The sequence below is a fragment of the Microlunatus spumicola genome (assembly GCF_039536445.1).
GTDB lineage: Bacteria > Actinomycetota > Actinomycetes > Propionibacteriales > Propionibacteriaceae > Microlunatus > Microlunatus spumicola.
This window is the reverse complement of the sequence record NZ_BAAAYR010000004.1, coordinates 131,587-153,067: the sequence shown is the minus strand read 5'-3', so window position 1 is coordinate 153,067 and position 21,481 is coordinate 131,587. Positions and strand designations below refer to the sequence as shown.

Sequence of the window (21,481 nt, the reverse complement as noted above, 5' to 3'; positions counted from 1 at the left end):
GATCTCCGTGCGGGCCCTTCGTAGGCCTGCGATCCTCGTCCGGTGCCGGGACCTGGAGCAGTCGGAACGGGAGCGGCCGGCGTGAACGGCCTCGGTCGGGCGGGCGTGGTCGCCGTCGTGGTGACGGTGCTGTCCTGGGCCTCGGCCTTCGTGGGCATCCGCTTCGCCGCCCCGTGGCTCACGCCCGGGGCGCTCAGCCTCGGCCGCCTCTTCGTCGGCACGATCACGCTGACCCTGATCACCTCGCTGCGGGCGTTCGGCGGCAGCCGTCGGCTCGCGACCCTCCGCACGCTGCCGCGCCGGGAGCGGTGGCTGGTCGTCCTCATCGGGCTGGCCTGGTTCGCGGTCTACAACGTCGCGCTGAACGCCGGCGAGGAGCACGTCGACGCCGGCACCGCCTCGATGATCATCCAGATCGCCCCGGTGCTCATCGCGGTCCTCGCCGGCACGCTCCTGCACGAGGGCTTCCCGCGCCCGCTGGTGGTCGGGACCGCCGTCGCGCTGCTCGGCACGCTGATGATCGGCGTCGCGACGGGCGCGGCCGGTGCGGAGGGACGTCCGGCCGGGTCAGAGCCGCTGCTGGGGGTGCTGCTCGTCCTGGTCAGCGCCGTCGTCTACGCGGTCGCGCTCGTCGCGCAGAAGGTCGTCCTGCGGCGGCTGTCCGGCCTGCTCGTCACCTGGGCGGCCTGCACCGTGGGGTTCGTCGCCTGCCTGCCCTTCGCCGGCCAGCTCGTCCGCGGCCTCGCCGCCGCACCCGCGTCGGTCTGGTGGGCCGTGGTCTACCTCGGCGTCGTGCCGACGGCGATCGCCTTCTCGACCTGGGCGTTCGCCCTCGGCCGCAGCGACGCGGGCCGGCTCTCCGTCACCACGTACGCGGTCCCGCCCGTGGCCATCGCGCTCGGCTGGCTGCTGCTGGGCGAGGTCCCGCTCCTGCTGGCCGTCGTCGGGGGAGCGGTCAGCCTCGTCGGCGTGGCGGTCGCCCGGAGACCCTCCCGGCCGCTGCCCGCCCCGCCGGCCTGAGCCGGGCTGGGGCTAGGTCGAGCTCTCCCAGTCGCCGCCGACGCGGTCCCAGGCGGCGTCGAGCCGGGCCAGGACGTCGGCGGGCAGCGGCCCGTGGGCGGCCGCCTCCAGGTTGCTGCGCAGGTGGTCCGGCGACGCGGTCCCGACGATCGCGGTGTGCACGCCGGGGGCGTACGCGGTGAACCGCAGGGCGAGCTCGGTCCAGCCCAGCGGGCCCGGGTCGAGGTCCAGGGCGCGCAGCCGCTCCCAGTACAGCTCCGCGTAGTGCCCGGTCGGACGCTCGGCGAAGCGCCAGGGCGCGTTCGCCACCGGCCGCTTGGCGATGACGCCCAGCTCGGGGTGGCGGCCGACGACGTGGTGGAGGTTCCAGCGGTCGGCGACGTTGACGCTGCACTCGATCGCGCCGAACCGCCCCGACGCCGCCGCGAACGCCAGCGCCTCGTTGTCCCCGCTGTAGCCCGCGATCCCGATCAGGCCCTGGGCGGCCGCGTCGTCGAGCGTGTCCTGCAGGTCGCCGCGCTGCAGCACCTCGAGGGGGCACGAGTGCAGGAAGAAGACGTCGACGCGCTCCGAGCGGGTGCGGCGGAGCGTCTGCTCGATGCCGGCCCGGACCGCCTCGGGCGACCAGTCCTCGTACCCGGGGACGCCGGAGCCGCCCTTGCTGGAGAGCACGAAGTCGTGGCGGCGGTGGCGCAGGTGCCGCCCGATCCGCTCCTCGCTCGTGCCGTACGACAGCGCGGTGTCGACGAGGGTGACGCCGAGGTCCAGGGCGGTGCCCAGCAGCGCGGCCGCCTCAGCCTCGGTGACGTCGGCCTCGCCGACCTGGCCGGCCCCGAGGCCGACGACGGAGACCGTGAGTCCGGTGCCGCCGAAGGGTCGCTGCTCCACGTCAGCGCGCGTACGTCGGGCGGCCGGCCCACCAGGTGGCGACCACCGGGTCCGGCAGGTCGCGGCCGTGCCAGGGGTTGTTCCGGGAGAGGGATGCTGTGTCGGCGCGGTCGACGACCGCCCGGCGCTCCGGGTCGACGAGGGTGAGGTTCGCGGGCTCGCCCACGGCCAGCGGGCGGCCCTGCCCGCCCAGCCGGGCGATGTGCGCGGGCACGGACGACATGCGCGTCGCGACCCCGGACCAGCCGAGGGCGCCGGGGCGCACCATCGTCTCCACGACCACGGCGAGCGCGGTCTCCAGCCCGACCATGCCGAAGGCCGCGTCCACGAACGCGTGCTCCTTGTCGTGGCGCGCGTGCGGCGCGTGGTCGGTGGCGACCGCGTCGATGGTGCCGTCGGTCAGCGCGTCGCGCAGGGCGGCGACGTCCTCGGCGCTGCGCAGCGGGGGGTTGACCTTGTAGGTCGGGTCGTAGCCGACGAGCTCGTCGACGGTGAGCAGCAGGTGGTGCGGGGTGACCTCGGCGGTGACGGGCACGCCCCGGCCCTTGGCCCAGCGCAGCACGTCGACCGTCTCCGCGGTGGACACGTGGCAGACGTGCAGCCGCGAGCGGGTCAGCTCGGCCAGCTGGACGTCGCGGGCGACGATGCCGGCCTCGGCGACGGCCGGCCAGCCCGGCAGCCCCAGCCGCCCGGAGACCGGGCCCTCGTCGCAGCAGGCCTCGCGGCCGGCCAGCCGGGGGTCCTGCGCGTGCTGCGCGACGACCCCGTCGAAGGCCCGTACGTACTCCAGCGCCCGGCGCATCAGCCGCCCGTCGGCCACGCAGCGGCCGTCGTCGGAGAAGAACCGGGTGCGGGCGGCCGAGCGGGCCATCAGGCCGAGCTCGGCGAGCTCCTCGCCGGCGAGGTCCTTGCTGACGGCGCCGACGGGCACGACCTGGGCGGAGCCGTGCGTGCGCCCCGCCTCCAGCAGGTGCTCCGCGGCCTCGGCCGTGTCGGTCACGGGCGAGGTGTTGGCCATGGCCAGCACCGCCGTGAACCCGCCGCGCGCCGCCGCCGCCGTGCCCGTGGCCACCGTCTCGGCGTCCTCGCGGCCGGGCTCGCGCAGGTGCGTGTGGAGGTCGACCAGCCCGGGCAGCGCGACCAGCCCGTACGCGTCCACCCGCCGGACGTCGGGGCCGGCCTCCGACGGGTCGGCGAACCGCCCGTCGCGGATCAGCAGGTCCGCGGGCCCGGCGCCGGCCAAGTCGGCACCGACCACCAGGACGTCGTCGCCGGCGCCCGTCGTCGTGCTCGTCATCGCAGCGCCCCGCTCTCGTCGGCGCCGCCCAGCAGCTGGTAGAGCACGCTCATCCGCACGGCGACCCCCGCCGCCACCTGGTCCAGGATCAGCGAGCCGGCCGAGTCGGCGGCGTCGGCCGAGATCTCCAGGCCGCGGTTCATGGGGCCGGGGTGGCAGATCGCCGCGCCGGGGCGCAGCAGGCCGAGCCGGGCGCGGGTGAGGCCGTAGCCGACCGTGTACTCGCGGGGGGTCGGGAAGTAGCCCCCCGACATGCGTTCGCGCTGCACGCGCAGCATCATCACGGCGTCGACCTCTCCGAGGACCGCGTCGAGGTCGTCGCGGACCTCGACCGGCCAGCCGTCCACGCCCGCGGGCAGCAGGGTGGGGGGTGCCACGAGCACGACCTGCGCGCCCAGGGTGGCGAGCAGGAGGACGTTGCTCCGGGCCACGCGGGAGTGGGTGATGTCGCCGACCACCGCGATGCGGCGGCCCGCGAACGGCGCCTGCGGGTCCTCCGGCCGCCCGTCCTCCTGGGCCCGGAAGTGCCGCCGCAGGGTGAAGGCGTCGAGCAGCGCCTGCGTCGGGTGCTCGTGGGTGCCGTCGCCGGCGTTCACCACGTGCACCCCGAGCCCGAGGTCGGCGAACCAGCGCGCGGCCTGGAGCGGGGCGCCGCTCGCCATGTGCCGGACCACCATCGCGTCGACGCCCATCGAGGCCACCGTCAGCACGGTGTCGCGCAGGGACTCGCCCTTGGAGACCGACGACCCCTTGGCGCTGATGTTGATCACGTCGGCGGACAGCCACTTGCCGGCCAGCTCGAACGAGCTGCGGGTGCGGGTGGAGTCCTCGAAGAAGAGGTTGACGATGGTGCGACCACGGAGGGCCGGCAGCTTCTTGACCGGACGGCCCTGGACGAGGGCCATCTCCTCGCCCAGGTCCAGCAGCGAGGTCGTCCCCGCGGCGTCGAGGTCGGCGGCCGACAGCAGGTGGCGCATCAGGCCTCGTCCCGGGTGATGGTGACCTCGTCGGTCCCGTCGACCTCGCTGAGGCGGACGGACACGCGTTCGTCGGAGCGGGTGGGCAGGTTCTTGCCGACGTGGTCGGCGCGGACGGGGAGCTCGCGGTGGCCCCGGTCGACCAGCACGGCCAGCCGGACGGCCCGCGGGCGACCGAGGTCGCCGAGCGCGTCGAGGGCGGCCCGCACGGTGCGCCCGGAGAAGAGCACGTCGTCGACGAGCACGACCACGGCGCCGTCGACGCTCACGGGCACCTCGGTGCGGCCCGGCGCGCGGGTCGGGTGCCGGCGGAGGTCGTCGCGGTACATGGTCACGTCCAGCGAGCCCACCGGGATCGGGGTCGCCTCGACCTCGGCCATCGCCCGCCCGAGCCGCTCGGCCAGCGGGACCCCTCGGGTGGGGATCCCCAGCAGCACCAGTCCCGCCGCACCCCGGTTGGCCTCCAGCACCTCGTGCGCCATCCGCGCGCACGCCCGGCTGATCTGGTCGGCGTCGAGCACCTGGCGGGTGGGCGAGGTCGCATCGTCCGGCCTCGTCACGTGAGGCATGCTAATGCCATGGACACCCTGTTCGGCTGGCCCCAGGTGCCGACGGTCACCCCGCTCGAGATGCTCGGTCTCCTCGGCGGCATCCCGATCGTCGTCATCGCGCTGATCTTCGCCATCGCCAAGATCGACGCGGGCATCAAGGCGTCGAAGCGCGGCCCGGGCCCGCAGCCCGGCGACCCGGTCTGGATGGGGGGCCGCTCGCGCTCGATCATGGGCGGCGACGCGGACCTGCTGCCCGAGCAGCTGAGCGTGGAGGAGTCGAGGCGTCACCAGCTGGCCGGCGCTCCGGCCACGCCCACCGCCGAGGCCGACGCGGGCGGTGCCAGTGCTCGCTGGTGACGAGCTCGGCCCCGCCGACACGGCGCGGCTCGGGCGCGCGGTCCGGATCGCCGAGGAGGCGTCGGGACTGTCGTTCTCCGTCTACCTCACGACGTCGGAGAAGGACAGCCGGGCGTACGCCCTGCGCCTGCACGGCGCGCTGGACGACCCCGACCGGTCGGTCCTGCTGCTCTGCGACCCCGGTTCCCGGGTGCTCGAGGTCGTCACCGGCCGCGCCGCGCGCCGGGTGCTGCCCGACCGGGTCTGCGCTCTCGCCGCCGCCACCATGCGGGCCTCGTTCGTCGCCGACGACGTCGTGGGCGGCCTGTGGACCGGCATCACCCAGCTGGGCGAGGCGGCCCGCCAGCCCCCGACCCTGCACGGGCGCACCGGCGACGAGTAGGTCGCGCGCCCCTCAGACGTAGGGGCGCCACAGGTGGACCGTGGCGTAGCTGCGGTACGGCGCCCAGGCGGCCGTCGCGCCGACGCCCCGCGCCTCGAGCTGGCGCCGGATCGCGAGGTCGGTCCCGAGCAGCACGTCACGGGCGCCCAGCGCCCGTAGGCCGACGACGTCGGCCGTCCACGGACCGATGCCCGGCAGGGCCAGCAGCGCGACCCGCTGCTCCGGCCAGGAGGCGTCCGGGTCCAGCACCAGCGCACCCGACGCCAGCGCCCCCGCCAGCCCGACGAGCGCCCGTCCCCGGGCCCGCGGCATCGGCAGGGTCGCCGGGTCGCTCGCGGCCAGGGCCTCCATCCGGGGGAACAGCCAGCCCACGCTCGTCTCGCTCCCGTCGGCTACGCCCGGGAGGACGAGCCGCTCCCCGTACGCCTCCGTCAGCTTGGCCGAGCAGCGGGCGGCCGCGGCCATCGAGATCTGCTGGCTGACCAGCGCCTGGATCGCGGCCTCCGCCGTGTCGGTCGCGCCCGGCAGCCGGAGCCCCGGGCTGCTCGCGACGTCGTCGGCCAGGTGCGGGTCGTCGCCCAGCCTGGCGGCCACGGCGTCGACCGGGGCGTCGGCGTCGACCAGCCGGCGCACCCGGACGACCGCGTCGTCCTCGTCGTCCGGGTGCCCCGCGTACGCGAGCCGGAGGGCGGCGCCGTCCCAGGTGAGCCGCACCGCGCCGGGCCCGTGGGCCAGGCGCAGGGTGCGGGTCAGCCCGAGCACGCCGCCGACCTCGTCGTGCGCCTCGACGCCGGGGACGGCGAACCGCCGCAGGAAGGCGAACAGCGTCGCCCCGTCGAACGGTTCGGTCGTCCCCAGGCGCCGCGCGGCGCCGAAGCCGGCTATGCGGCCTGCTGGCAGCGCAGGGCCCGCAGCGAGTCGGCACGACGCTCGACCACGATGCGGCGCAGCGACGCCGACAGCTCGACGCCGGCGAGCCACTCGTCGAGCCGGGCCAGGAACGGCTCGCGGTCGGCGGGCACCGGGAAGAGGTTCCGGACCGCGCTGGTGCGCAGCGCCTCGCCCTTGGTCGCCCACACCCCGCGCAGCGCCGAGGCCTCCTCGACCATCGCGAGGTAGGGCTCGACGTACGGCGCGAGGACCTCGTCCTGCCCGCGCGCGCCGAACGAGACGCAGATCGCGGACTGCACGCTGTTGGTGACCTCGTCGGTCTCGCAGGCCAGGCGCCAGGCCTCGGCCTTGGCCTCGGCGGTCGGCCGGGCCGCGCGGGCCCCGGCGGCGAGCTCCGCGCCGGCGCTCGAGTTGTCCCGGGCCTGCTCCGCGTCGATGGCGGCCTCGTCGATCCGCCCGAGGCGGGCGAGCTGGCCCACCAGCAGCCAGCGCAGGTCGCGGTCGATCACGAGGCCCTCGGGCACGTCGCGGTCCTCGAGCCAGCCGGCCAGGACGTCGGCGCCCCGGCCCGGGTTGGTCGCGGCCGCGAAGGAGCGCGTGAACGCCAGCTGCGCGTCCGAACCCTCCGGTGCCGCGCCGAGCAGCGCGTAGAGCCCCTCCTCGAACGACGCCTGCACGCTCGCGCGCTCCGCCAGGCCCGTGTAGGAGTTCGCCGCGAGCGCGGCCTGGGCGAGCACGTTGCGCAGCTGCGTCGGGACCGTCTCCACGGCGGCGGTGCGCAGCACGACGTCGACGTAGTCGCGGGCGGGCAGCCGGGCGTCGCGGCAGGCGTCCCACAGCGAGGCCCACACGACGGCCCGGGCCAGCGGGTCGGCGACGAGCGGCAGGTGCTCGAGCGCCGCGGCCTGCGAGCGGTCGTCCAGGCGGACCTTCGCGAAGGTCAGGTCGCCGTCGTTCGGCAGCAGCAGCGCCGGGCGCGGCTTCCCGACCAGCGAGGGCACGGGGGTGCGCTCGCCGTCGACGTCCAGCTCCTCCGACGCCGTCCGCGCGAACCGGCCGTCGACGAGGTCGTACGAGCCCACCGCGAGCCGGTGCGGGCGCAGCGTGGGGTGCTCGGGGGCCGCGGTCTGCACGACCTCGGCCGAGGTGACGACGTCGTCGCCGTCGGTCTCCACCTCGAGGGCGAGCGTGTTCACGCCGGCCGTCTCCAGCCAGCGCTGCGACCACGCGGTCAGGTCGCGACCCGACGGCGGCTCGAGCGCGGCGAGGAGGTCGGCCAGGCTCGTGTTGCCGAAGGCGTGCTCGGCGAAGTAGGCCCGGACGCCCTCGAGGAACGCCTCGCGCCCCACGAACACCACGAGCTGGGCCAGCACGGCCGCGCCCTTGCCGTACGTGATCTGGTCGAAGTTCGTGCTGACGGCCTCGAGGTCGACGATGTCGGCGGCGACCGGGTGCGTCGAGGGCAGCTGGTCGGCGCGCAGCGCGCCCGTCTTGGAGCCCGCGCTGAACGAGGCCCAGTTGGACGCCGGGTCGTCGGTCAGCTCGCCGACCGCGAAGTTCGAGGACCAGGTCGCGAACGACTCCTTGAGCCACAGGTCGTCCCACCAGCGCATGGTCACGAGGTCGCCGAACCACATGTGCGCGAGCTCGTGCAGGATCACCTCCTGCCGGTAGTCGCGGGAGGCCTGGGTGACCCGGCTGCGGAAGATGTACTCGTCGCGCAGGGTGACGAGGCCGATGTTCTCCATGGCGCCGGCGTTGTACTCCGGCACGAAGGCCTGGTCGTACTTGCCGAAGGCGTACGGCATCCCGAAGTGGTGCTCGAAGGTGCGGAACCCGCCCTGCGTCACCTCGAGGATGGCGTCGGTGTCGAGGCTCTCGGCCAGCGAGCGGCGGCAGATGACGCGCGACGAGATGCGGCCCTTCGCCGTGTCCAGCTCGCCGTCGACGATCGTGTAGTCGCCGGCCAGCAGCGACGTGAGGTAGGTCGAGACCGGCTCGGTCGTGGCGAAGGTCGTCAGCAGCAGGCCGTCGCCGGCGTCCCCCGTCGGCACCGGCTCCTGCGTCTCGACGGCGCCGCCGGACACGACGGCCCAGCCGGCCGGGGCGAGCACGGAGATCGAGAACCGCGCCTTGAGGTCGGGCTGCTCGAAGCAGGCGTAGACCCGGCGCGCGTCGGCCGGCTCGAACTGGGTGTAGAGGTAGGTGAGCCCGTCGGCCGGGTCGACGAACCGGTGCAGGCCGTCGCCGCTGCGGCTGTAGCGGACCACCGCGTCGACGTGCAGCTCGTGCTCGCCGGGCGTGACGTCGAACGGCAGCCGGGAGTCGACGAAGGTCGCGGGGTCGAGCGGCACGCCGTCCAGCTCGGCCGAGCGGACCCGCTCGGCGATCAGGTCCACGTGCAGCGAGCCCGCGTCCCGTGCGGTGAAGCGGATCCGCGACGACGACGTGAAGAGCGTGGTGGGGTCGTCCACCTCGCGCCCGGAGAGGTCGACGTGGACCGCGTACGTGTCGGTCCCGATCAGGGCGGCGCGGGCCTGCGCCTCGGCTCTGGTGAGGTTGTCGGGGAACATGGGAGCGATCCTTCCACGGCCCTCTGACGCGCCCGCGCCCTTCCGGGCCCGGTCCACCACGGCCGGTGCGGGACGGGGGCACGGCCTAGGCTTCCCCCATGGCGAAGAAGAGCAAGCAGACCGACGCGAAGGCCGAGCTCGAGGCCCTCGGGAAGCAGACCCGCAAGGCGGTCGAGGCCCTGGTGGCCGAGGTGCGCGAGGTGGCCGAGGAGCTCCGCTCCCGGACCACGGCCGCGGCGCCGGTCACGTCGAAGGTGGAGACCGTCGACTTCTGGTTCGACCCGATCTGCCCGTGGGCCTGGATGACGTCGCGCTGGATGCTCGAGGTCGAGAAGGTCCGCCCCGTCCGGACCGTCTTCCACGTCATGAGCCTGTCCGTGCTCAACGAGGGCCGCGACCTGCCCGAGGGCTACCGCACGCTGCTCGACAAGGGCTGGGCCCCGGTCCGCGTCGCGCTGGCCGTCGAGGAGCAGTACGGCCAGGAGCAGCTGCGCGCCTTCTACACCGCGATCGGCACCCGGATCCACCCCGGGCAGGAGGGCTTCACCAGGGACGTCCTCGAGGCCGCCCTGCGCGACGTCGGCCTGCCGCCCGAGCTCGCCGACGCCGGTGAGGTCGGCGACAACGACGAGGCCCTGCGCGCGTCGCACCACCAGGGCATGGACCCGGTCGGCCAGGACGTCGGCACGCCCGTGATCCACGTCGGCGACGTCGCCTTCTTCGGCCCGGTCATGTCCCCGGCGCCCAAGGGCGAGGAGGCCGGCCGCGTGTACGACGGCGTGCTCGCGCTGGCGTCGTACAAGGGCTTCTTCGAGCTCAAGCGCACCCGCACGGTGGACCCGATCTTCGACTAGGGCTCCCGGCACGACAGTGTCGCCACCTGTGCATCGACGTCGGTGCACAGGTGGCAACGTCCCCGAGGGACCAGGACCCGCTAGACCTCGACGAGGTGGCGGGACGGCTCGCGGTACAGCGGGTAGCGGGCGCCGACGATGCGCTCGGCCGTCGCGTACGAGTACCAGACCGGTCCGCCGAGGCGCTCCTCCGCGTCCGGCGTCAGCACGACCCGGTCCGGGTGCCTCTCGGTCGGCCCGTCGCCGCGGCGGACGAGGTCGAGGTCCGTGCCGAGCAGGTCGGCCGCGCCGAGCTCGCCGATCCGGCCGTACGACAGCGTCTCGACCTCGAGGCCGGTGACGAGGACCTTCGCCACGTGCACCTCGCCGACCCTCGTGGTCGCGGCGAGGACGTCGTGGTCGGCGAGGTCGGCGAGCAGCCGGGGGAGCGGGTCGCCCGCCGTCCGCTCGGCACCGGGCACCTCGATCTCGGCCCGCGTCACGCGGCGCGACCGGTCCGGCGCCGTCAGGGCGCGCAGCCGGTCGGCGCCGAGGTCGTGCCAGGCCCGCATCGCGGCGATCGCCCGGGGCTCGCCGCCGGCGCCGCCGCCGGAACGACCGCGCTCGACGGCCGCCCAGTAGTCGGGGTCGGCCACCGCGCGGGCCGCCTCGCGGTCGCCGAAGCAGAAGGCCTTGCGGGCGCGGGAGTTCGCGTGCTCGAGCAGGGCCTTGAGCAGGCTGCGGTCGACCGACGGGTCGGCCGCCTCGCCGCAGGCGGTCACGCGGATCGGCGTCGCGTCGTCGGCGTCGACGCCCATGACGTAGGTGGAGCACACGCCGAAGCCCGTGGCGGCGTGCTTGAAGACCGCCTCCACGCCCTCCGCGGCGAACCGGGCCGCGAGGGCGGCCGCCTCGCCACCGATGCCGGCCGGGTCGATCTCGGGGGAGCGGGCGTCCAGCGCGCGGAACCGCAGCCCGTTCGTGTGGCGCTGCAGGATCTCCAGCGCCCCGTGCAGGACGGGACGGACGTCGTCCAGCCCGGCGCCGAGGCCGTTGGTCACGGGGACGACGAGCGCGGCGTCCGGCGAACCGGCGCGGTCGGCCGGGTCGCTCGCCACGAGGTCGAGCGGGGCCCACACCTCCTCGCCCGTGCGCACCCGGACGACCGGCACCCAGGTGATCTCGGTCCCGGCGTCCCAGCCCGAGCCGGCCGGCAGGCAGAGCGTGGCCGGGTGGGCCACACGGTCCGCGCCCTCCGCACGGACGAGCGCCGCGTACGAGGCCCGTCGCTCCCGGGTGCGCAGCCCGCGCACGTGGTCGGCCGCCAGCACGCCCTCGGCGAGCTCGCCGAGCCCGCTCAGCCGGGCGGCCTCCGTCGTGAGCCCGTAGCCGTTGCCGTTCTGCACGATCATCCCGTCGACCAGCAGCGAGCAGCTCGTCACCGGCACCCCGAGGTGGTCCAGCCCGGAGATGTCGAAGTCCAGGACGCGTCCCGACCGGCCCAGCACCTCGGCGTACGCGGCCACGGCGTCCGACGCGCCCGCCCCGGACGACCCACCCTGCTCCAGCACCCCTGATCCCTCCGTCGGTCCTCTGCTTGACTGCGACCACACCCGCGAGGAGAGGTCGGCACCATAGTGCAGCACGGGGACATCAGCAGGACCGGCGAGGGACCGGCGGCCCTGCGCGACCTGATCCTCGCCCAGACCCACCGGGGAGCGGGCGTGCCTGTCCTGCTGCGCACCGCGGCGGCCGGGCCCGAGGAGGTCAGGCCGTACGGCGCGACCGCCTACCGCGTGCAGGTGGACCTGGCCTCGCGGCTGCTCGACGGCGACGACCTGGGCGAGCACGAGCCGGGCAGCCTGGAGGCCACGCTGCTGGAGCGGCCGCTGCTCGCCCTCAACTTCCACCGCATCCGCGGGCGCAACCAGGGGGTCGTGCGCGAGCAGCTCGCCCGCGCCGCGGAGCTCGGCCGGTCGTTCGACCTCGACGGTCCCGAGCAGGCGCCCGGGGAGGTGCGGGTGCTCGTCGGCTTCTACGACGGGTTCGCGCGCACGGCGGACTTCGCCGCCGGGCTGTGCGTCGAGCTCGGCCTGCGCGGGGTCTTCTTCCCGATCTTCCACGCGCCGACCTCGGGCCGCCTGCTGACCGACGCCCAGCTCGGCGAGATCGGCCGGACCCACGAAGTGGGGTGGCACACGACGAGCCACGTGGCGGCGGCCGAGGTCGACGACGCGAACCTGGAGCACGAGGTCGTGGAGCCGTTCCGCCGGGTCGAGCGGGCGGTGGGCCGGCCGCCGCGGATCGGCGCCTGGCGGGGCGGGACGCGCTTCGACCCGGACCAGCTCGGCAACCGCGCGGTGGCCGGCCTGGGCCTGACCCACCTCGTGTCGAACTGGTCGGTCGAGCGGGTCTGAGCGGGTCGCGGAGGGTCTGCCAGACTGCAGCCATGCGCGTTCACATCGGCAGCGACCACGCGGGGTTCGAGCTCAAGGGCCGCCTGATCGAGGCCCTGCGCGGCGAGGGCCACGAGGTCGTCGACCACGGTCCGGTGGAGTACGACGCCGAGGACGACTACCCGATCTTCTGCATCCCGACGGCCGCGGCCGTGGTCGACGACCCGGGCTCCCTGGGCATCGTCGTCGGCGGTTCCGGCAACGGGGAGCAGATCGCCGCCAACAAGGTGCGGGGCGTGCGGGCCGCGCTGGTCTACGACCGCGACACGGCCAGCCTCGGACGTCAGCACAACGACGCGAACGTGATGGGCATCGGTGCGCGCATGCACACCGACGAGGAGGCGGTCGAGCTGGCGAAGGTGTTCCTGGCCACGCCGTTCAGCGGCGAGGAGCGCCACGCCCGGAGGATCGCGCTGCTCGCGACCTACGAGGCCCAGGACCAGCGCTAGCGGGCGGCGTACGCCCGGGGACGGCGGCCGTCGATGCGGGCCAGCAGGCCGTCGACCACCTCGGCGGCCTCGAGCTCGTCCGCCATGGTCGGACGGGCCGCGTCGCGGGACCGCATGGCGCGGTCGAGGGTCACGAGGCCCGAGACCCCGTCACGCCCGAAGTCGCGTGGCCACAGGTCTCGCTCGGCGTGGGCCTGGCGCGGTCGGCGGCCCTGGTCGGTCGGCACATGTCCCACGCTAGGAGCGACTTCGCGCCCAGCGGAGCCCGGACACGCAAGCGTTATCGAGCCGCGATGATTCAGCACACGGACGAATGACTCCCACCGCATCCCCGCACCCGCCTCCCGAGCCGGCCACCGTGCTGCGTGCGCCGGGCCTCGTGCTGCACATCGACGCCGACGGGACCGTCACGTCGGCCGGCGCCCCGGCGGCCGCGCTGCCCTGGCTGGGCGCCTGCGGCGAGCTGACGGTGACGGGCGTCGACGGCCCGCTCGCGCTCGGGGCCCCGCGGGTGGGGGTCGACGTCGACGAGGTCGAGGTGGCCCGTTCCGGGGGCGGGCTGACCACCGTGGTGCGCCACTCGGTCGAGCAGGGCTGGGCGGTCCGCGTGGTCCTGGCCAACGAGACCGACGCCGAGCTCGCCCTCCCGGAAGTCCGCCTCGGCTGGCGGGCGGCGCCGGGCACCGTCGTGACGGCCCTCGCCGCCGGGGCCCGGGCCGCGTACGCGGTGCAGGCCGAGGACGGCGAAGGCCCGGTCCTCCTCGGTTCGCTGCGCGCGGGCGCGCAGCACGGCGTGGACGCCGGGGGGCTGCTGCTGGGGCCGGTGGTCCTCGCGCCGCACCACCGGTGGGCGGTGGCCTGGCGCTGGGAGGTCGTGCCGGACGCCCGCCGCGCGTTCGTCGCCGAGCTGCCCCGGACCACCTGGCTCGAGCGGGACCAGACCGCGGTGCTGCGCGGCGGCCCGGACGTCGCCGTCGTCGCACCCGGGCTGGAGGTGGTGCCGGAGGACGACCGGGTCGAGGTGCTGGCCGACGAGCCCGGGGCCTACCGGGTGGAGCTGCGGTCCGCCCGCGGGACGACGGCGCTGCCGCTGACCTGGGCACCCGACCTCGACGACCTCGTGGACGTCGCCGCGGCCGCGCTGCTCGTCGGTCCCACGACGCCCGCCGGGACCGTCCGCCTCGACGGCGCGGCCGCGGGGCTGGTGCTGCAGGACGCCCTGGCCCACCGGTCCGGCGACGACCCCGACTCCGTGGGCGACGCCCTCGAGCTGCTGGCCGGCACGCTCGCCGACGCCCTCGACGACGGCGCCGCGGACGAGGGGGCGGTGCCCACGACCCTCGCCCTGCTCGCCCGCGAGGCCGACCGGACCGGCGACACGGCCCTGCTCGACGTCGCCACCCGCCACCTGCTCGCGACCACCGCCGCGGTGCCCGGGCTGGGGCTGGCCGGCGCCGGGATCGCCCTGGCCCGGGTCCGTTCGGGCCGACCCGTCACCGAGGTCGTGGCCCACCTCGCCGACCTGCGGGCCGCGGCCGCCGACCCCACCGGCCGCGACGTCGCCGGGCTGGAGCTGGCGCTGCTGCTGCGCCCCCGTGACGCCGAGGCCGGGCCGGAGGTGCTGGCGGGGCTGCGTCGCCTCGGAGCCTCGGTCGGTGCGGGGCTGCCGGGCCGCGTGGTGCCCCCGGTCGCCCCCGACGTGCTGGCCCACACCTCGACCGTGCTCGGCCTCGTGGACGAGCCCACCGGCCAGCGGCTGCAGCGGGTCTGGGGCGTCACCGCCTCCGAGCTGGCGCGCCGCAGCGCCGCGGAGGTCCGGGCGCGCCTGGCGGACGGCGTGGCCGGCGGGACGCGGGACCCGGCCGACCGCCGCGCCCTCGCCGCGCTGGTCCTCGGACGCCGTTGACCGGGTCGTGCGGCAGGTCCGTCCCGCGGTTGATCACGTCTGCGACAGTGGGCGGGTGAGCAGCACGGCCGTCAGGCCCCCGTCGACGGCCGGGGCCCCGGCCCCTCCCGCAGCCGCCCGGTCCGACGCTCGCCGGGTCGTGCCCCGGATGCCGCGCCTGCCCGTCCTCGTGTCGCGGCTGTTCTTCCTCGCCGGCGTCGTGCTGATCCTCGAGACCGCCTTCCCCGGGGTCGGCTGGGTCGGGGCCCTGGTCGACCTCTGCTCGACGCTCTTCTTCCCCGTCGACGAGGGCTCGATCGGCTTCGGCATCTTCCTGCTGCTCCTCGGGGCGGCGCTGGCCCGGCGCAAGCGGGTCGGCTGGGTCCTCGCCCTCGTCATCTTCACGTTCTTCCTGCTGACCGACCTCGCCGTCGTGGCGGGGCTGCTCGCGTCGCTCTTCGCCGTCCAGACCGACTTCGGCGCGCTGCCCGTCTACGCGCGGTTCGCGTTCAACCTGGCCGCGCTCGGTGCGCTCACCGCCTGCCTCGTGCACTACCGCGCCGAGTTCACCGCGCGCCGCTCGCCCGGCAGCGTCCGCAAGGCCCTGCTGACCCTCGTCGTCGGGCTGGTCGTCACGGTCGGCGTCGGGATGACCCTCGTGACCGTCTTCCCGAACGAGCTCGTCGGGCCGCGCGGCCGGCTGGCCTGGATCGCCGGGCGCGTGGCCCGCTCGCTGTTCAGCTCGGAGAGCGACCCCTTCGCCCAGCCGGTCTCCAGCCCGCCGAGCTGGATCAGCACCGTCGTCGGCCTGCTGCTCGGCGCGACGCTGCTGGCGGCGGTCCTCATGCTCACCCGGTCGCAGCGGCTCGCCGCACGGATGTCGCCCGCCGACGAGCCTCTCGTCCGCGCGCTCGTCGCCCAGTCGGGCGAGGACTCCCTCGCCTACTTCGCCACCCGTCGCGACAAGTCGGTCGTCTTCGCGCCCGACGGCGGGGCCGCGGTCACGTACCGCGTCGACCTCGGCGTCTGCCTGGCCAGCAGCGACCCGATCGGCCCGCCCGCCCGCTGGGAGGCGGCGATCCGCGCCTGGCAGGGGCTCGTCGACACGTACGGCTGGACGCCCGCCGTCGTCGGCGCGAGCGAGGCCGGGGCGACCGCGTACGCCCGCGACCTCGGCCTGCGCGTCATCCGGATCGGCGACGAGGCCGTGCTGCACCCCCGCGACTTCCACCTCGCCGACCGCGACATGCGACCCGTGCGCCAGGCCGTGCAGCGCCTCGAGCGGCTCGGCTACACGGTCCGCATCCGGCGCCACCGCGACCTCCCGCCCGCCGAGCTCGCCGCCCTGGTCGAGCGCGCCGACGCGTGGCGCGACACGGAGAGCGAGCGCGGCTTCTCCATGGCCCTCGGGCGCCTCGGCGACCCGGCCGACGCCGACTGCCTGATGGTCGAGGCCCTGTACCCGCCCGCCCGCCACGAGGCCGGCCCGGCCGGCGACGTCGCCGGGTTGCTGTCCTTCGTGCCGTGGGGGAGCGACGGCTTCTCCCTCGACGTGATGCGCCGCAGCCCCGACGCCGACAACGGGGTCACCGAGCTGATGGTCAGCGCGGTCATGGCCGCCGGCCCCGAGCTGGGCGTCCGGCGCGTCTCCCTGAACTTCGCCGTGTTCCGCTCCGCCTTCGAGGAGGGCGCCCGGATCGGCGCCGGGCCCGTCCTGCGGCTCTGGCGCCGCCTGCTCCTGGTCGCGTCGCGCTGGTGGCAGCTCGAGTCGCTCTACCGCTCGAACGTGAAGTTCCGCCCGGAGTGGCAGCCGCGGTTCCTCTGCTTCGCCGAGACCCGCGACATCGCGCTCGTCGGCACCGCGCTCGGCGTCGCCGAGGGGTTCATCGACCTGCCGGCCTTCCTGCGGCCGCCGCTCGACGTGGGCCGCGGCCCGGACCTGCCGAGCGTCCGTCCGGCCGACCTCCCGGCCCTGCCGCCCGCCCCGGTCGAGCGCGGGCCGCGGGTGCCCGAGCAGGTCCGGCTGCGGATGGCGACGCGCGAGCGGCTGATCGCCTCGGGGACCGATCCCTACCCGCCGTCGTTCCGGCCCCACCAGGCCGCCCGGGACCTCACCGCCGACGCCCTCGGGCAGCCCGCGAGCCTCGCCGGCCGGGTGGTCGCCGTGCGCGACCTCGGCGGGGTGGTGTTCCTCGTGCTGCGCGACTGGACGGGCGACGCCCAGCTCCTGCTGAGCGCGGACACCCTGAGCGCGGCGGAGCTCGACCGGCTGCGGCACGACGTCAGCCTCGGCGACCACGTCGGGGCCGAGGGCACCGTCGTCCGTTCGCGCAGCGGCGAGGTGTCGCTCGGCGTCGAGGGCTGGCTGCTGACCGCGAAGTCGCTGCGGCCGCTGCCGGACCTCCACCACGGGATCCGCGACCCCGAGATCCGGGTCCGGCAGCGCTACCTCGACCTCACCGTGAACCCGCTCGCCCGCGAACGGCTCCGCTCGCGTTCCGCGGTCCTGCGCGAGGTCCGGCGCACGCTCGACGCGCGGGGGTTCCTCGAGGTCGAGACGCCGATCCTGCAGACGATCCACGGCGGTGCCAACGCGCGGCCGTTCCGGACGCACATCAACGCGTACGACCTCGACCTCTACCTGCGGATCGCGCCCGAGCTCTTCCTCAAGCGCCTGATGGTCGGCGGGGTGGACCGCGTCTTCGAGATCGGCCGGAACTTCCGCAACGAGGGCGCCGACGCCACCCACAACCCCGAGTTCACGATGCTGGAGGCCTACGAGGCGTACGGCGACTACACGACGATGCGTCACGTGGCGCAGGAGATCGTCGTCGCCGCGTCGCGGGCCGTCAGCGGCGGAACGCTCGTGCGCGGCACGGACGCCGACGGGGTGGAGCACGAGGTCGACCTGGCCGACGACTGGCCCGTCGTCACCGTGAACGACGCGATCTCGGCCGCCGCCGGCACCCCCGTCGACGCCGGCACCGACCGGGAGACCCTGGTCGCGCTGGCCCGCACGCTGGACATCGCGGTCGACGGCTCGTGGACCCGCGGCAACGTGCTTCTCGAGCTCTACGAGCACCTGGTCGAGTCGCGCACCGTCCGGCCGACCTTCTACACCGACTTCCCGGCCGAGGTCTCGCCGCTGACGCGGCCGCACCGGGTGGACCCGCGCCTCGCCGAGCGCTGGGACCTGGTTGCCTTCGGGGCCGAGATCGGCACCGCCTACTCCGAGCTGGTCGACCCCGTCGAGCAGCGCGAGCGGCTCACCGCGCAGTCGCTGCAGGCGGCCGGCGGCGACCCGGAGGCCATGGAGCTGGACGAGGACTTCCTCCTCGCGCTGGAGCACGCGATGCCGCCGTCGGGCGGCCTGGGGATGGGGATGGACCGGCTCGTGATGATGCTGACGGAGGCCTCGATCCGCGAGACAATCGCCTTCCCGCTGGTGCGGCCGCGGACGGACGCCCGGTGAGCGCCCCCGTCGAGGAGGTCGTCCGCACCGCCGGCTCCCACGTGACGACCCTGGGCGGGCGCCTCGTCCACCTCGAGGTCGTGCCCGGGCCCGAGGACCGGCGGGGCACCCCGGTCCTGCTGCTGCCGGGCTGCGCCGTCCCGTCGTACGCCTTCCGACCCGTCGAGACCGCGCTCCCGGGCCGCTGGCTGGTGGCCCTCGACCGGCCGGGGATGGTCGACACGCCCTGGCCGGGGCGGCTGCCGAGCCTCGCCGAGGAGGTCGCGACGCTCCTCGAGCTGTGCGAGGCCGTGGGCACCCCGCCCGTCGTGGTCGCGCACTCCATGGCCGGCCCGCACGCGGAGGCGCTCGTCCGGCAGCACCCCGGTTCGGTGAGCGGGCTGGTGCTGCTCGACGCGAGCGTCGAGGTCGAGGCCCGACGGCCGTCGGCGGCCTTCGACCGGGCGTGGCTGGCCGCGTCGCGGGTCGCGCTGGAGGGCTCCCGGCTGCCGCCGTTCGCCGTCGCCGCGGCGCTCTCCACCCGGGTCGCGGTCTGGTCGCAGAGCCAGCGGCTGCGCATCGACTACAGCCGGCCGCCGGGAACCGAGGAGCTCTTCCGGCGTCCGGACACGCTGGCCACCCTGGTGGCCGAGCAGGCCGCGTACGGCGACCAGCTCGCCGACCTGCAGGACCTGCTGGAGACCACGACCTGGCCCGGCACGCCCGGCGTGGTGCTGACAGCCGGCACCCGCGCGGGGTGGGTCCGCAAGCAGCGGGTGCTGGCCCACCGGGTCGGCGCCCGGCAGGTCGTCGTGGACGACAGCCGGCACCTGATGATGGTCGACCGGCCCGACGCGGTCGCCGACGCGGTCGTCGGGCTGCTGCCCGAGGCCGAGCGTCAGACCGTCGGCGGCTGACCCGTCGCCTTACGCCGGCCGGGTCGAAGCGCGGCGGAGAGGCAGACCGAGGCCGGCACGGCGAGCAGCGCGAGGAACCCCAGGTAGGTGTCGCGCCGCTCGGAGCAGTCGCGGGCGATCCCGGCCCGTCCCTCGGGGCCCGGCTCGCCCGACCGGACGTGGTCGCCCCACGAGGACGACCCCTCGCTCGACAGGAACGAGTGGTCGGTGGGCCAGCCGACCGTGAGGACGGATCCGCAGGTCACCGCGACGGTCGGGTCGTCGAAGGCGGCGGTGGTCGTGAAGCGGGGGCCGTGCAGCAGCAGGAACCCCATCACGACGAGCAGCAGCAGCCCGACGGCCAGCAGCGGGGCGCGGGGGTCGAGGCGTCGGGTCTCGGCGGGCACGGGCTGCCCCTTCGTGGTGCGGCGGGGCGTCGGTGTCGGCCCGGGGTGGCCCAGTCTGGCGGCGGGGGAGGTCGTCCGGGGCGCGTTCCGTCCGGTTCCGTCGGGCGTGACCACGACCCGCCGCCTGCCCCTGCGGGAGGTCGGGGCGCACGCCCTAGGCTCGCCACACGTCTGCGGGGGCCCCTCCGCGGTGACCGTCGCAGGGAGGAGACCGTCGTGGCCGAGCGCGAGGGCCTGGTCGTCGAGCTCTGGTACGAGGCGGTGCCCGACCTGTCCGACCCCGTCCTGCTCGAGGGCCTCCGCGCGGTGTCGCCGGGCTCCGAGGCGAGGGACGGGTCGCTCTTCGTGCCCTACGACGGTGGCGAGGTCCCGGCCCGGACGGGCGGGTCCACGGACGGCGACGGGCAGCCCACGCCACCGCTGGTGTCGATGGTGATGCCCGGGTCGGCGCTGGGCGTCGAGGGCAAGTCGCTGCCGGACGCGAGCCAGACGTGGGACTGGCCGGGCGTCGACGAGGCGCTGGGACGGGCCCGCGGCAGCCTCTTGGTCGTCGAGATGTTCGGCGGCCCGTACGGGGCCCGCGACCGGGTCGCCGCCCTGGTGGGCGTCGTCGCGGCGCTCACGGCCGCCACCTCGCCGCTCGCGGTGAGCTGGCCGACCAGCCAGCGCGTCACCGACCCGGACGCGCCCGCGTCGGACGGCCTCGGCGGCCTGGTGAACGTCCGCCTCTTCGCCGTGTCCGACGACGAGGACGAGATGGTCATGGACACGCGCGGCCTCGCGCCCTTCGACCTGCCCGACCTGCAGCTGCACTTCCGGGACCTCGAGCCGGGCCGCGTCGCGGGCCTGCTCTACGCCACGGCCTCCTACCTGCTGGACGAGGGCGACGTCATCGCCGACGGCAACACGATCTCCGGGCTGGAGGGCGACGAGCACTGGCGCTGCACGCACGAGGACGCCCTCGTCGCGCCGGCCCGTCGGGTGGTCGACATCGACCCGGGCGACCCGTACGCCGCCGGTCGCCGCGCCCGCTGAACCCGGCGCCGGGCTCGATGGGCCCAGCTACTCGTCGTCGCTGCTGACCAGCCGGCGGCGGGCGGACAGCAGCTCGACCTCGGGGCGGTAGGCCGCGAGGCGCTCCGCCGCGTCCAGCACCTCGACGACGTGCGCCCGGTCGGCCGCGACCAGCCCGACCCCGACGGCCGCGCGGCGGTGCAGGTCGAGGTGGCCGACCTCGGCCGCGCTGACCTCGAAGCGGCGCCGCAGCTCCGCCACGAGCGGCCGCACGACCGAGCGCTTCTCCTTGAGGGAGTGCACGTCTCCGAGGAGCAGGTCCAGCTCCAGCGTCCCGGTCCACACACCTCGATTATGGCCGCTCGCGCGCGATCCCCGACGCTCGCGGCCGGTCGCCCCTCGTCCGGCCGGGTCGTCTGTGATCATGTGCGGGTGCTGCCACGGCCTGTCATCGGACTGAGCACCTACCGGGAGACGGCTCGCTGGGGCGTCTGGACCGAGGTGGCCGACCTGCTGAGCGCCACCTACACCCGTTCGGTCGAGGCGGCCGGCGGCACCGTCGTGCTGCTGCCGCCCCAGGCGCAGGGCGCCGAGGCGCTGGTCGGCCGGGTCGACGGCCTGATCATCTCCGGTGGTGCCGACGTGGACCCGCTCCGCTACGGCGAGGAAGCCGGCCCGCACACCTACACCCGGCCCGACCGCGACGCCTGGGAGCTGGCCCTCCTCGACGCGGCCCGGGATCGCGGGGTCCCGACCCTCGGCATCTGCCGTGGCATGCAGCTCCTGGCCGTGCACGGCGGCGGCCGGCTGGAGCAGCACCTGCCCGACGTCGTCGGCCACACCGAGCACGGGCCGGACGGCGACGCGTACGGCTGGACCTCCGTGCGCACCGTCCCCGGCTCGATGGTCGCGACGATGGTGGGGGAGTCGATGCAGGTCAGCTGCCACCACCACCAGGCCGTCGTCTCCCACCCCGGCTTCGACGTGTCGGCCCACGCGGCCGACGGGACGGTGGAGGCCATCGAGGACCCCGCCGCCGGCTACCGGGTCGGCGTCCAGTGGCACCCCGAGAGCGGTGACGACCACGGCCTGTTCGCGGGGCTGGTCGGCGCCGCCGCCCGCGCCGCGGCCTAGCGTCCGCCCGCTGCCCGTCC

Annotated in this window: 21 protein-coding genes; 11 read left to right on the top strand and 10 right to left on the bottom strand. The window is 75.6% G+C overall.

What is annotated here, in order from left to right; all coding sequences use genetic code 11:
* Window positions 1-81 precede the first annotated feature (81 nt).
* Window positions 82-1,020 carry a DMT family transporter gene (locus ABD665_RS13820; protein WP_344742456.1) on the top strand — a complete coding sequence of 313 codons (939 nt, stop codon included), beginning with the start codon at window positions 82-84 and terminating at the stop codon, window positions 1,018-1,020.
* A 12-nt stretch (window positions 1,021-1,032) separates the two neighbouring features.
* Here ABD665_RS13820 and ABD665_RS13815 read toward each other — a convergent pair whose 3' ends face one another.
* From ABD665_RS13815 to pyrR, 4 genes are read right to left on the bottom strand one after another with little or no spacing between them, the layout of a single operon-like run.
* The gene (locus tag ABD665_RS13815; protein WP_204913235.1) at window positions 1,033-1,908 is read right to left on the bottom strand and encodes an aldo/keto reductase; all 876 of its coding nucleotides are present in this window, start codon (window positions 1,906-1,908) and stop codon (window positions 1,033-1,035) included.
* 1 nt (window position 1,909) lies between these two features.
* Window positions 1,910-3,205 (bottom strand): dihydroorotase, encoded by a 1,296-nt coding sequence (locus ABD665_RS13810; RefSeq protein ID WP_204913234.1) that lies wholly within the window; start codon window positions 3,203-3,205, stop codon window positions 1,910-1,912.
* Complete coding sequence (locus tag ABD665_RS13805) at window positions 3,202-4,182, bottom strand: aspartate carbamoyltransferase catalytic subunit (RefSeq protein ID WP_204913233.1); 981 nt, start codon at window positions 4,180-4,182, stop codon at window positions 3,202-3,204. The genes ABD665_RS13810 and ABD665_RS13805 overlap by 4 nt, the downstream gene beginning before the upstream one ends.
* Complete coding sequence (gene pyrR / locus ABD665_RS13800; RefSeq protein ID WP_204913232.1) at window positions 4,182-4,751, bottom strand: bifunctional pyr operon transcriptional regulator/uracil phosphoribosyltransferase PyrR; 570 nt, start codon at window positions 4,749-4,751, stop codon at window positions 4,182-4,184. Before pyrR ends, ABD665_RS13805 begins: the two co-directional genes overlap by 1 nt.
* A gap of 9 nt (window positions 4,752-4,760) precedes the next feature.
* Between pyrR and ABD665_RS13795 the strand changes: the two genes are divergently transcribed.
* Window positions 4,761-5,090, top strand: a complete 330-nt coding sequence (locus tag ABD665_RS13795) for a hypothetical protein (RefSeq protein ID WP_204913231.1) — start codon at window positions 4,761-4,763, stop codon at window positions 5,088-5,090.
* On the top strand, window positions 5,071-5,472 hold the full coding sequence (locus ABD665_RS13790; RefSeq protein ID WP_344742454.1) for a DUF5130 family protein: 402 nt from the start codon (window positions 5,071-5,073) through the stop codon (window positions 5,470-5,472). Before ABD665_RS13795 ends, ABD665_RS13790 begins: the two co-directional genes overlap by 20 nt.
* 12 nt (window positions 5,473-5,484) lie before the next feature.
* On the opposite strand, the gene ABD665_RS13785 is transcribed toward ABD665_RS13790, so the two are convergent.
* Complete coding sequence (locus tag ABD665_RS13785; RefSeq protein WP_204913230.1) at window positions 5,485-6,453, bottom strand: DNA-3-methyladenine glycosylase 2 family protein; 969 nt, start codon at window positions 6,451-6,453, stop codon at window positions 5,485-5,487.
* Window positions 6,354-8,936, bottom strand: coding sequence for an aminopeptidase N (pepN, locus tag ABD665_RS13780; protein WP_204913229.1), 2,583 nt, complete (start codon window positions 8,934-8,936; stop codon window positions 6,354-6,356). Before pepN ends, ABD665_RS13785 begins: the two co-directional genes overlap by 100 nt.
* 98 nt (window positions 8,937-9,034) lie before the next feature.
* Between pepN and ABD665_RS13775 the strand changes: the two genes are divergently transcribed.
* Complete coding sequence (locus tag ABD665_RS13775; protein ID WP_425562165.1) at window positions 9,035-9,790, top strand: mycothiol-dependent nitroreductase Rv2466c family protein; 756 nt, start codon at window positions 9,035-9,037, stop codon at window positions 9,788-9,790.
* Between the two features lie 80 nt (window positions 9,791-9,870).
* Here ABD665_RS13775 and ABD665_RS13770 read toward each other — a convergent pair whose 3' ends face one another.
* Window positions 9,871-11,340, bottom strand: coding sequence for a YcaO-like family protein (locus ABD665_RS13770; protein ID WP_204913228.1), 1,470 nt, complete (start codon window positions 11,338-11,340; stop codon window positions 9,871-9,873).
* A 66-nt stretch (window positions 11,341-11,406) separates the two neighbouring features.
* On the opposite strand from ABD665_RS13770, the gene ABD665_RS13765 reads away from it, so the two are divergent.
* Together ABD665_RS13765 and ABD665_RS13760 are read left to right on the top strand one after the other, a co-directional pair.
* Window positions 11,407-12,186, top strand: a complete 780-nt coding sequence (locus ABD665_RS13765) for a polysaccharide deacetylase family protein (RefSeq protein ID WP_204913227.1) — start codon at window positions 11,407-11,409, stop codon at window positions 12,184-12,186.
* A gap of 32 nt (window positions 12,187-12,218) precedes the next feature.
* Window positions 12,219-12,674, top strand: coding sequence for a ribose-5-phosphate isomerase (locus tag ABD665_RS13760; RefSeq protein ID WP_204913226.1), 456 nt, complete (start codon window positions 12,219-12,221; stop codon window positions 12,672-12,674).
* Here the strand turns inward: ABD665_RS13760 and ABD665_RS13755 are convergent.
* Complete coding sequence (locus ABD665_RS13755) at window positions 12,671-12,901, bottom strand: hypothetical protein (RefSeq protein WP_204913225.1); 231 nt, start codon at window positions 12,899-12,901, stop codon at window positions 12,671-12,673. The two genes, ABD665_RS13760 and ABD665_RS13755, sit on opposite strands and share 4 nt — an antisense overlap.
* Window positions 12,902-12,987: 86 nt before the next feature.
* Here ABD665_RS13755 and ABD665_RS13750 point away from each other — a divergent pair, with 86 nt between their 5' ends.
* The 3 genes from ABD665_RS13750 to ABD665_RS13740 are packed head-to-tail and all read left to right on the top strand — an operon-like array spanning window position 12,988 to window position 18,927.
* The gene (locus tag ABD665_RS13750; RefSeq protein WP_204913224.1) at window positions 12,988-14,580 is read left to right on the top strand and encodes a hypothetical protein; all 1,593 of its coding nucleotides are present in this window, start codon (window positions 12,988-12,990) and stop codon (window positions 14,578-14,580) included.
* Window positions 14,581-14,635: 55 nt separating this feature from the next.
* Window positions 14,636-18,031: a bifunctional lysylphosphatidylglycerol synthetase/lysine--tRNA ligase LysX gene (gene lysX / locus ABD665_RS13745; protein ID WP_344742453.1), complete on the top strand. Its 3,396-nt coding sequence runs from the start codon at window positions 14,636-14,638 to the stop codon at window positions 18,029-18,031.
* Window positions 18,028-18,927, top strand: coding sequence for an alpha/beta fold hydrolase (locus ABD665_RS13740; RefSeq protein WP_204913223.1), 900 nt, complete (start codon window positions 18,028-18,030; stop codon window positions 18,925-18,927). Before lysX ends, ABD665_RS13740 begins: the two co-directional genes overlap by 4 nt.
* Here the strand turns inward: ABD665_RS13740 and ABD665_RS13735 are convergent.
* Window positions 18,909-19,313 (bottom strand): hypothetical protein, encoded by a 405-nt coding sequence (locus tag ABD665_RS13735; protein WP_204913222.1) that lies wholly within the window; start codon window positions 19,311-19,313, stop codon window positions 18,909-18,911. The genes ABD665_RS13740 and ABD665_RS13735 overlap by 19 nt on opposite strands.
* A 216-nt stretch (window positions 19,314-19,529) precedes the next feature.
* Here ABD665_RS13735 and ABD665_RS13730 point away from each other — a divergent pair, with 216 nt between their 5' ends.
* A complete protein-coding gene (locus ABD665_RS13730; RefSeq protein WP_204913221.1) occupies window positions 19,530-20,348 on the top strand; it encodes a DUF4261 domain-containing protein in 819 nt (272 codons plus the stop codon).
* 27 nt (window positions 20,349-20,375) lie between these two features.
* Here ABD665_RS13730 and ABD665_RS13725 read toward each other — a convergent pair whose 3' ends face one another.
* Window positions 20,376-20,672: a DUF503 family protein gene (locus tag ABD665_RS13725; RefSeq protein ID WP_204913220.1), complete on the bottom strand. Its 297-nt coding sequence runs from the start codon at window positions 20,670-20,672 to the stop codon at window positions 20,376-20,378.
* Window positions 20,673-20,759: 87 nt separating this feature from the next.
* On the opposite strand from ABD665_RS13725, the gene ABD665_RS13720 reads away from it, so the two are divergent.
* Window positions 20,760-21,461, top strand: a complete 702-nt coding sequence (locus ABD665_RS13720; protein ID WP_344742452.1) for a gamma-glutamyl-gamma-aminobutyrate hydrolase family protein — start codon at window positions 20,760-20,762, stop codon at window positions 21,459-21,461.
* Window positions 21,462-21,481 lie beyond the last annotated feature (20 nt).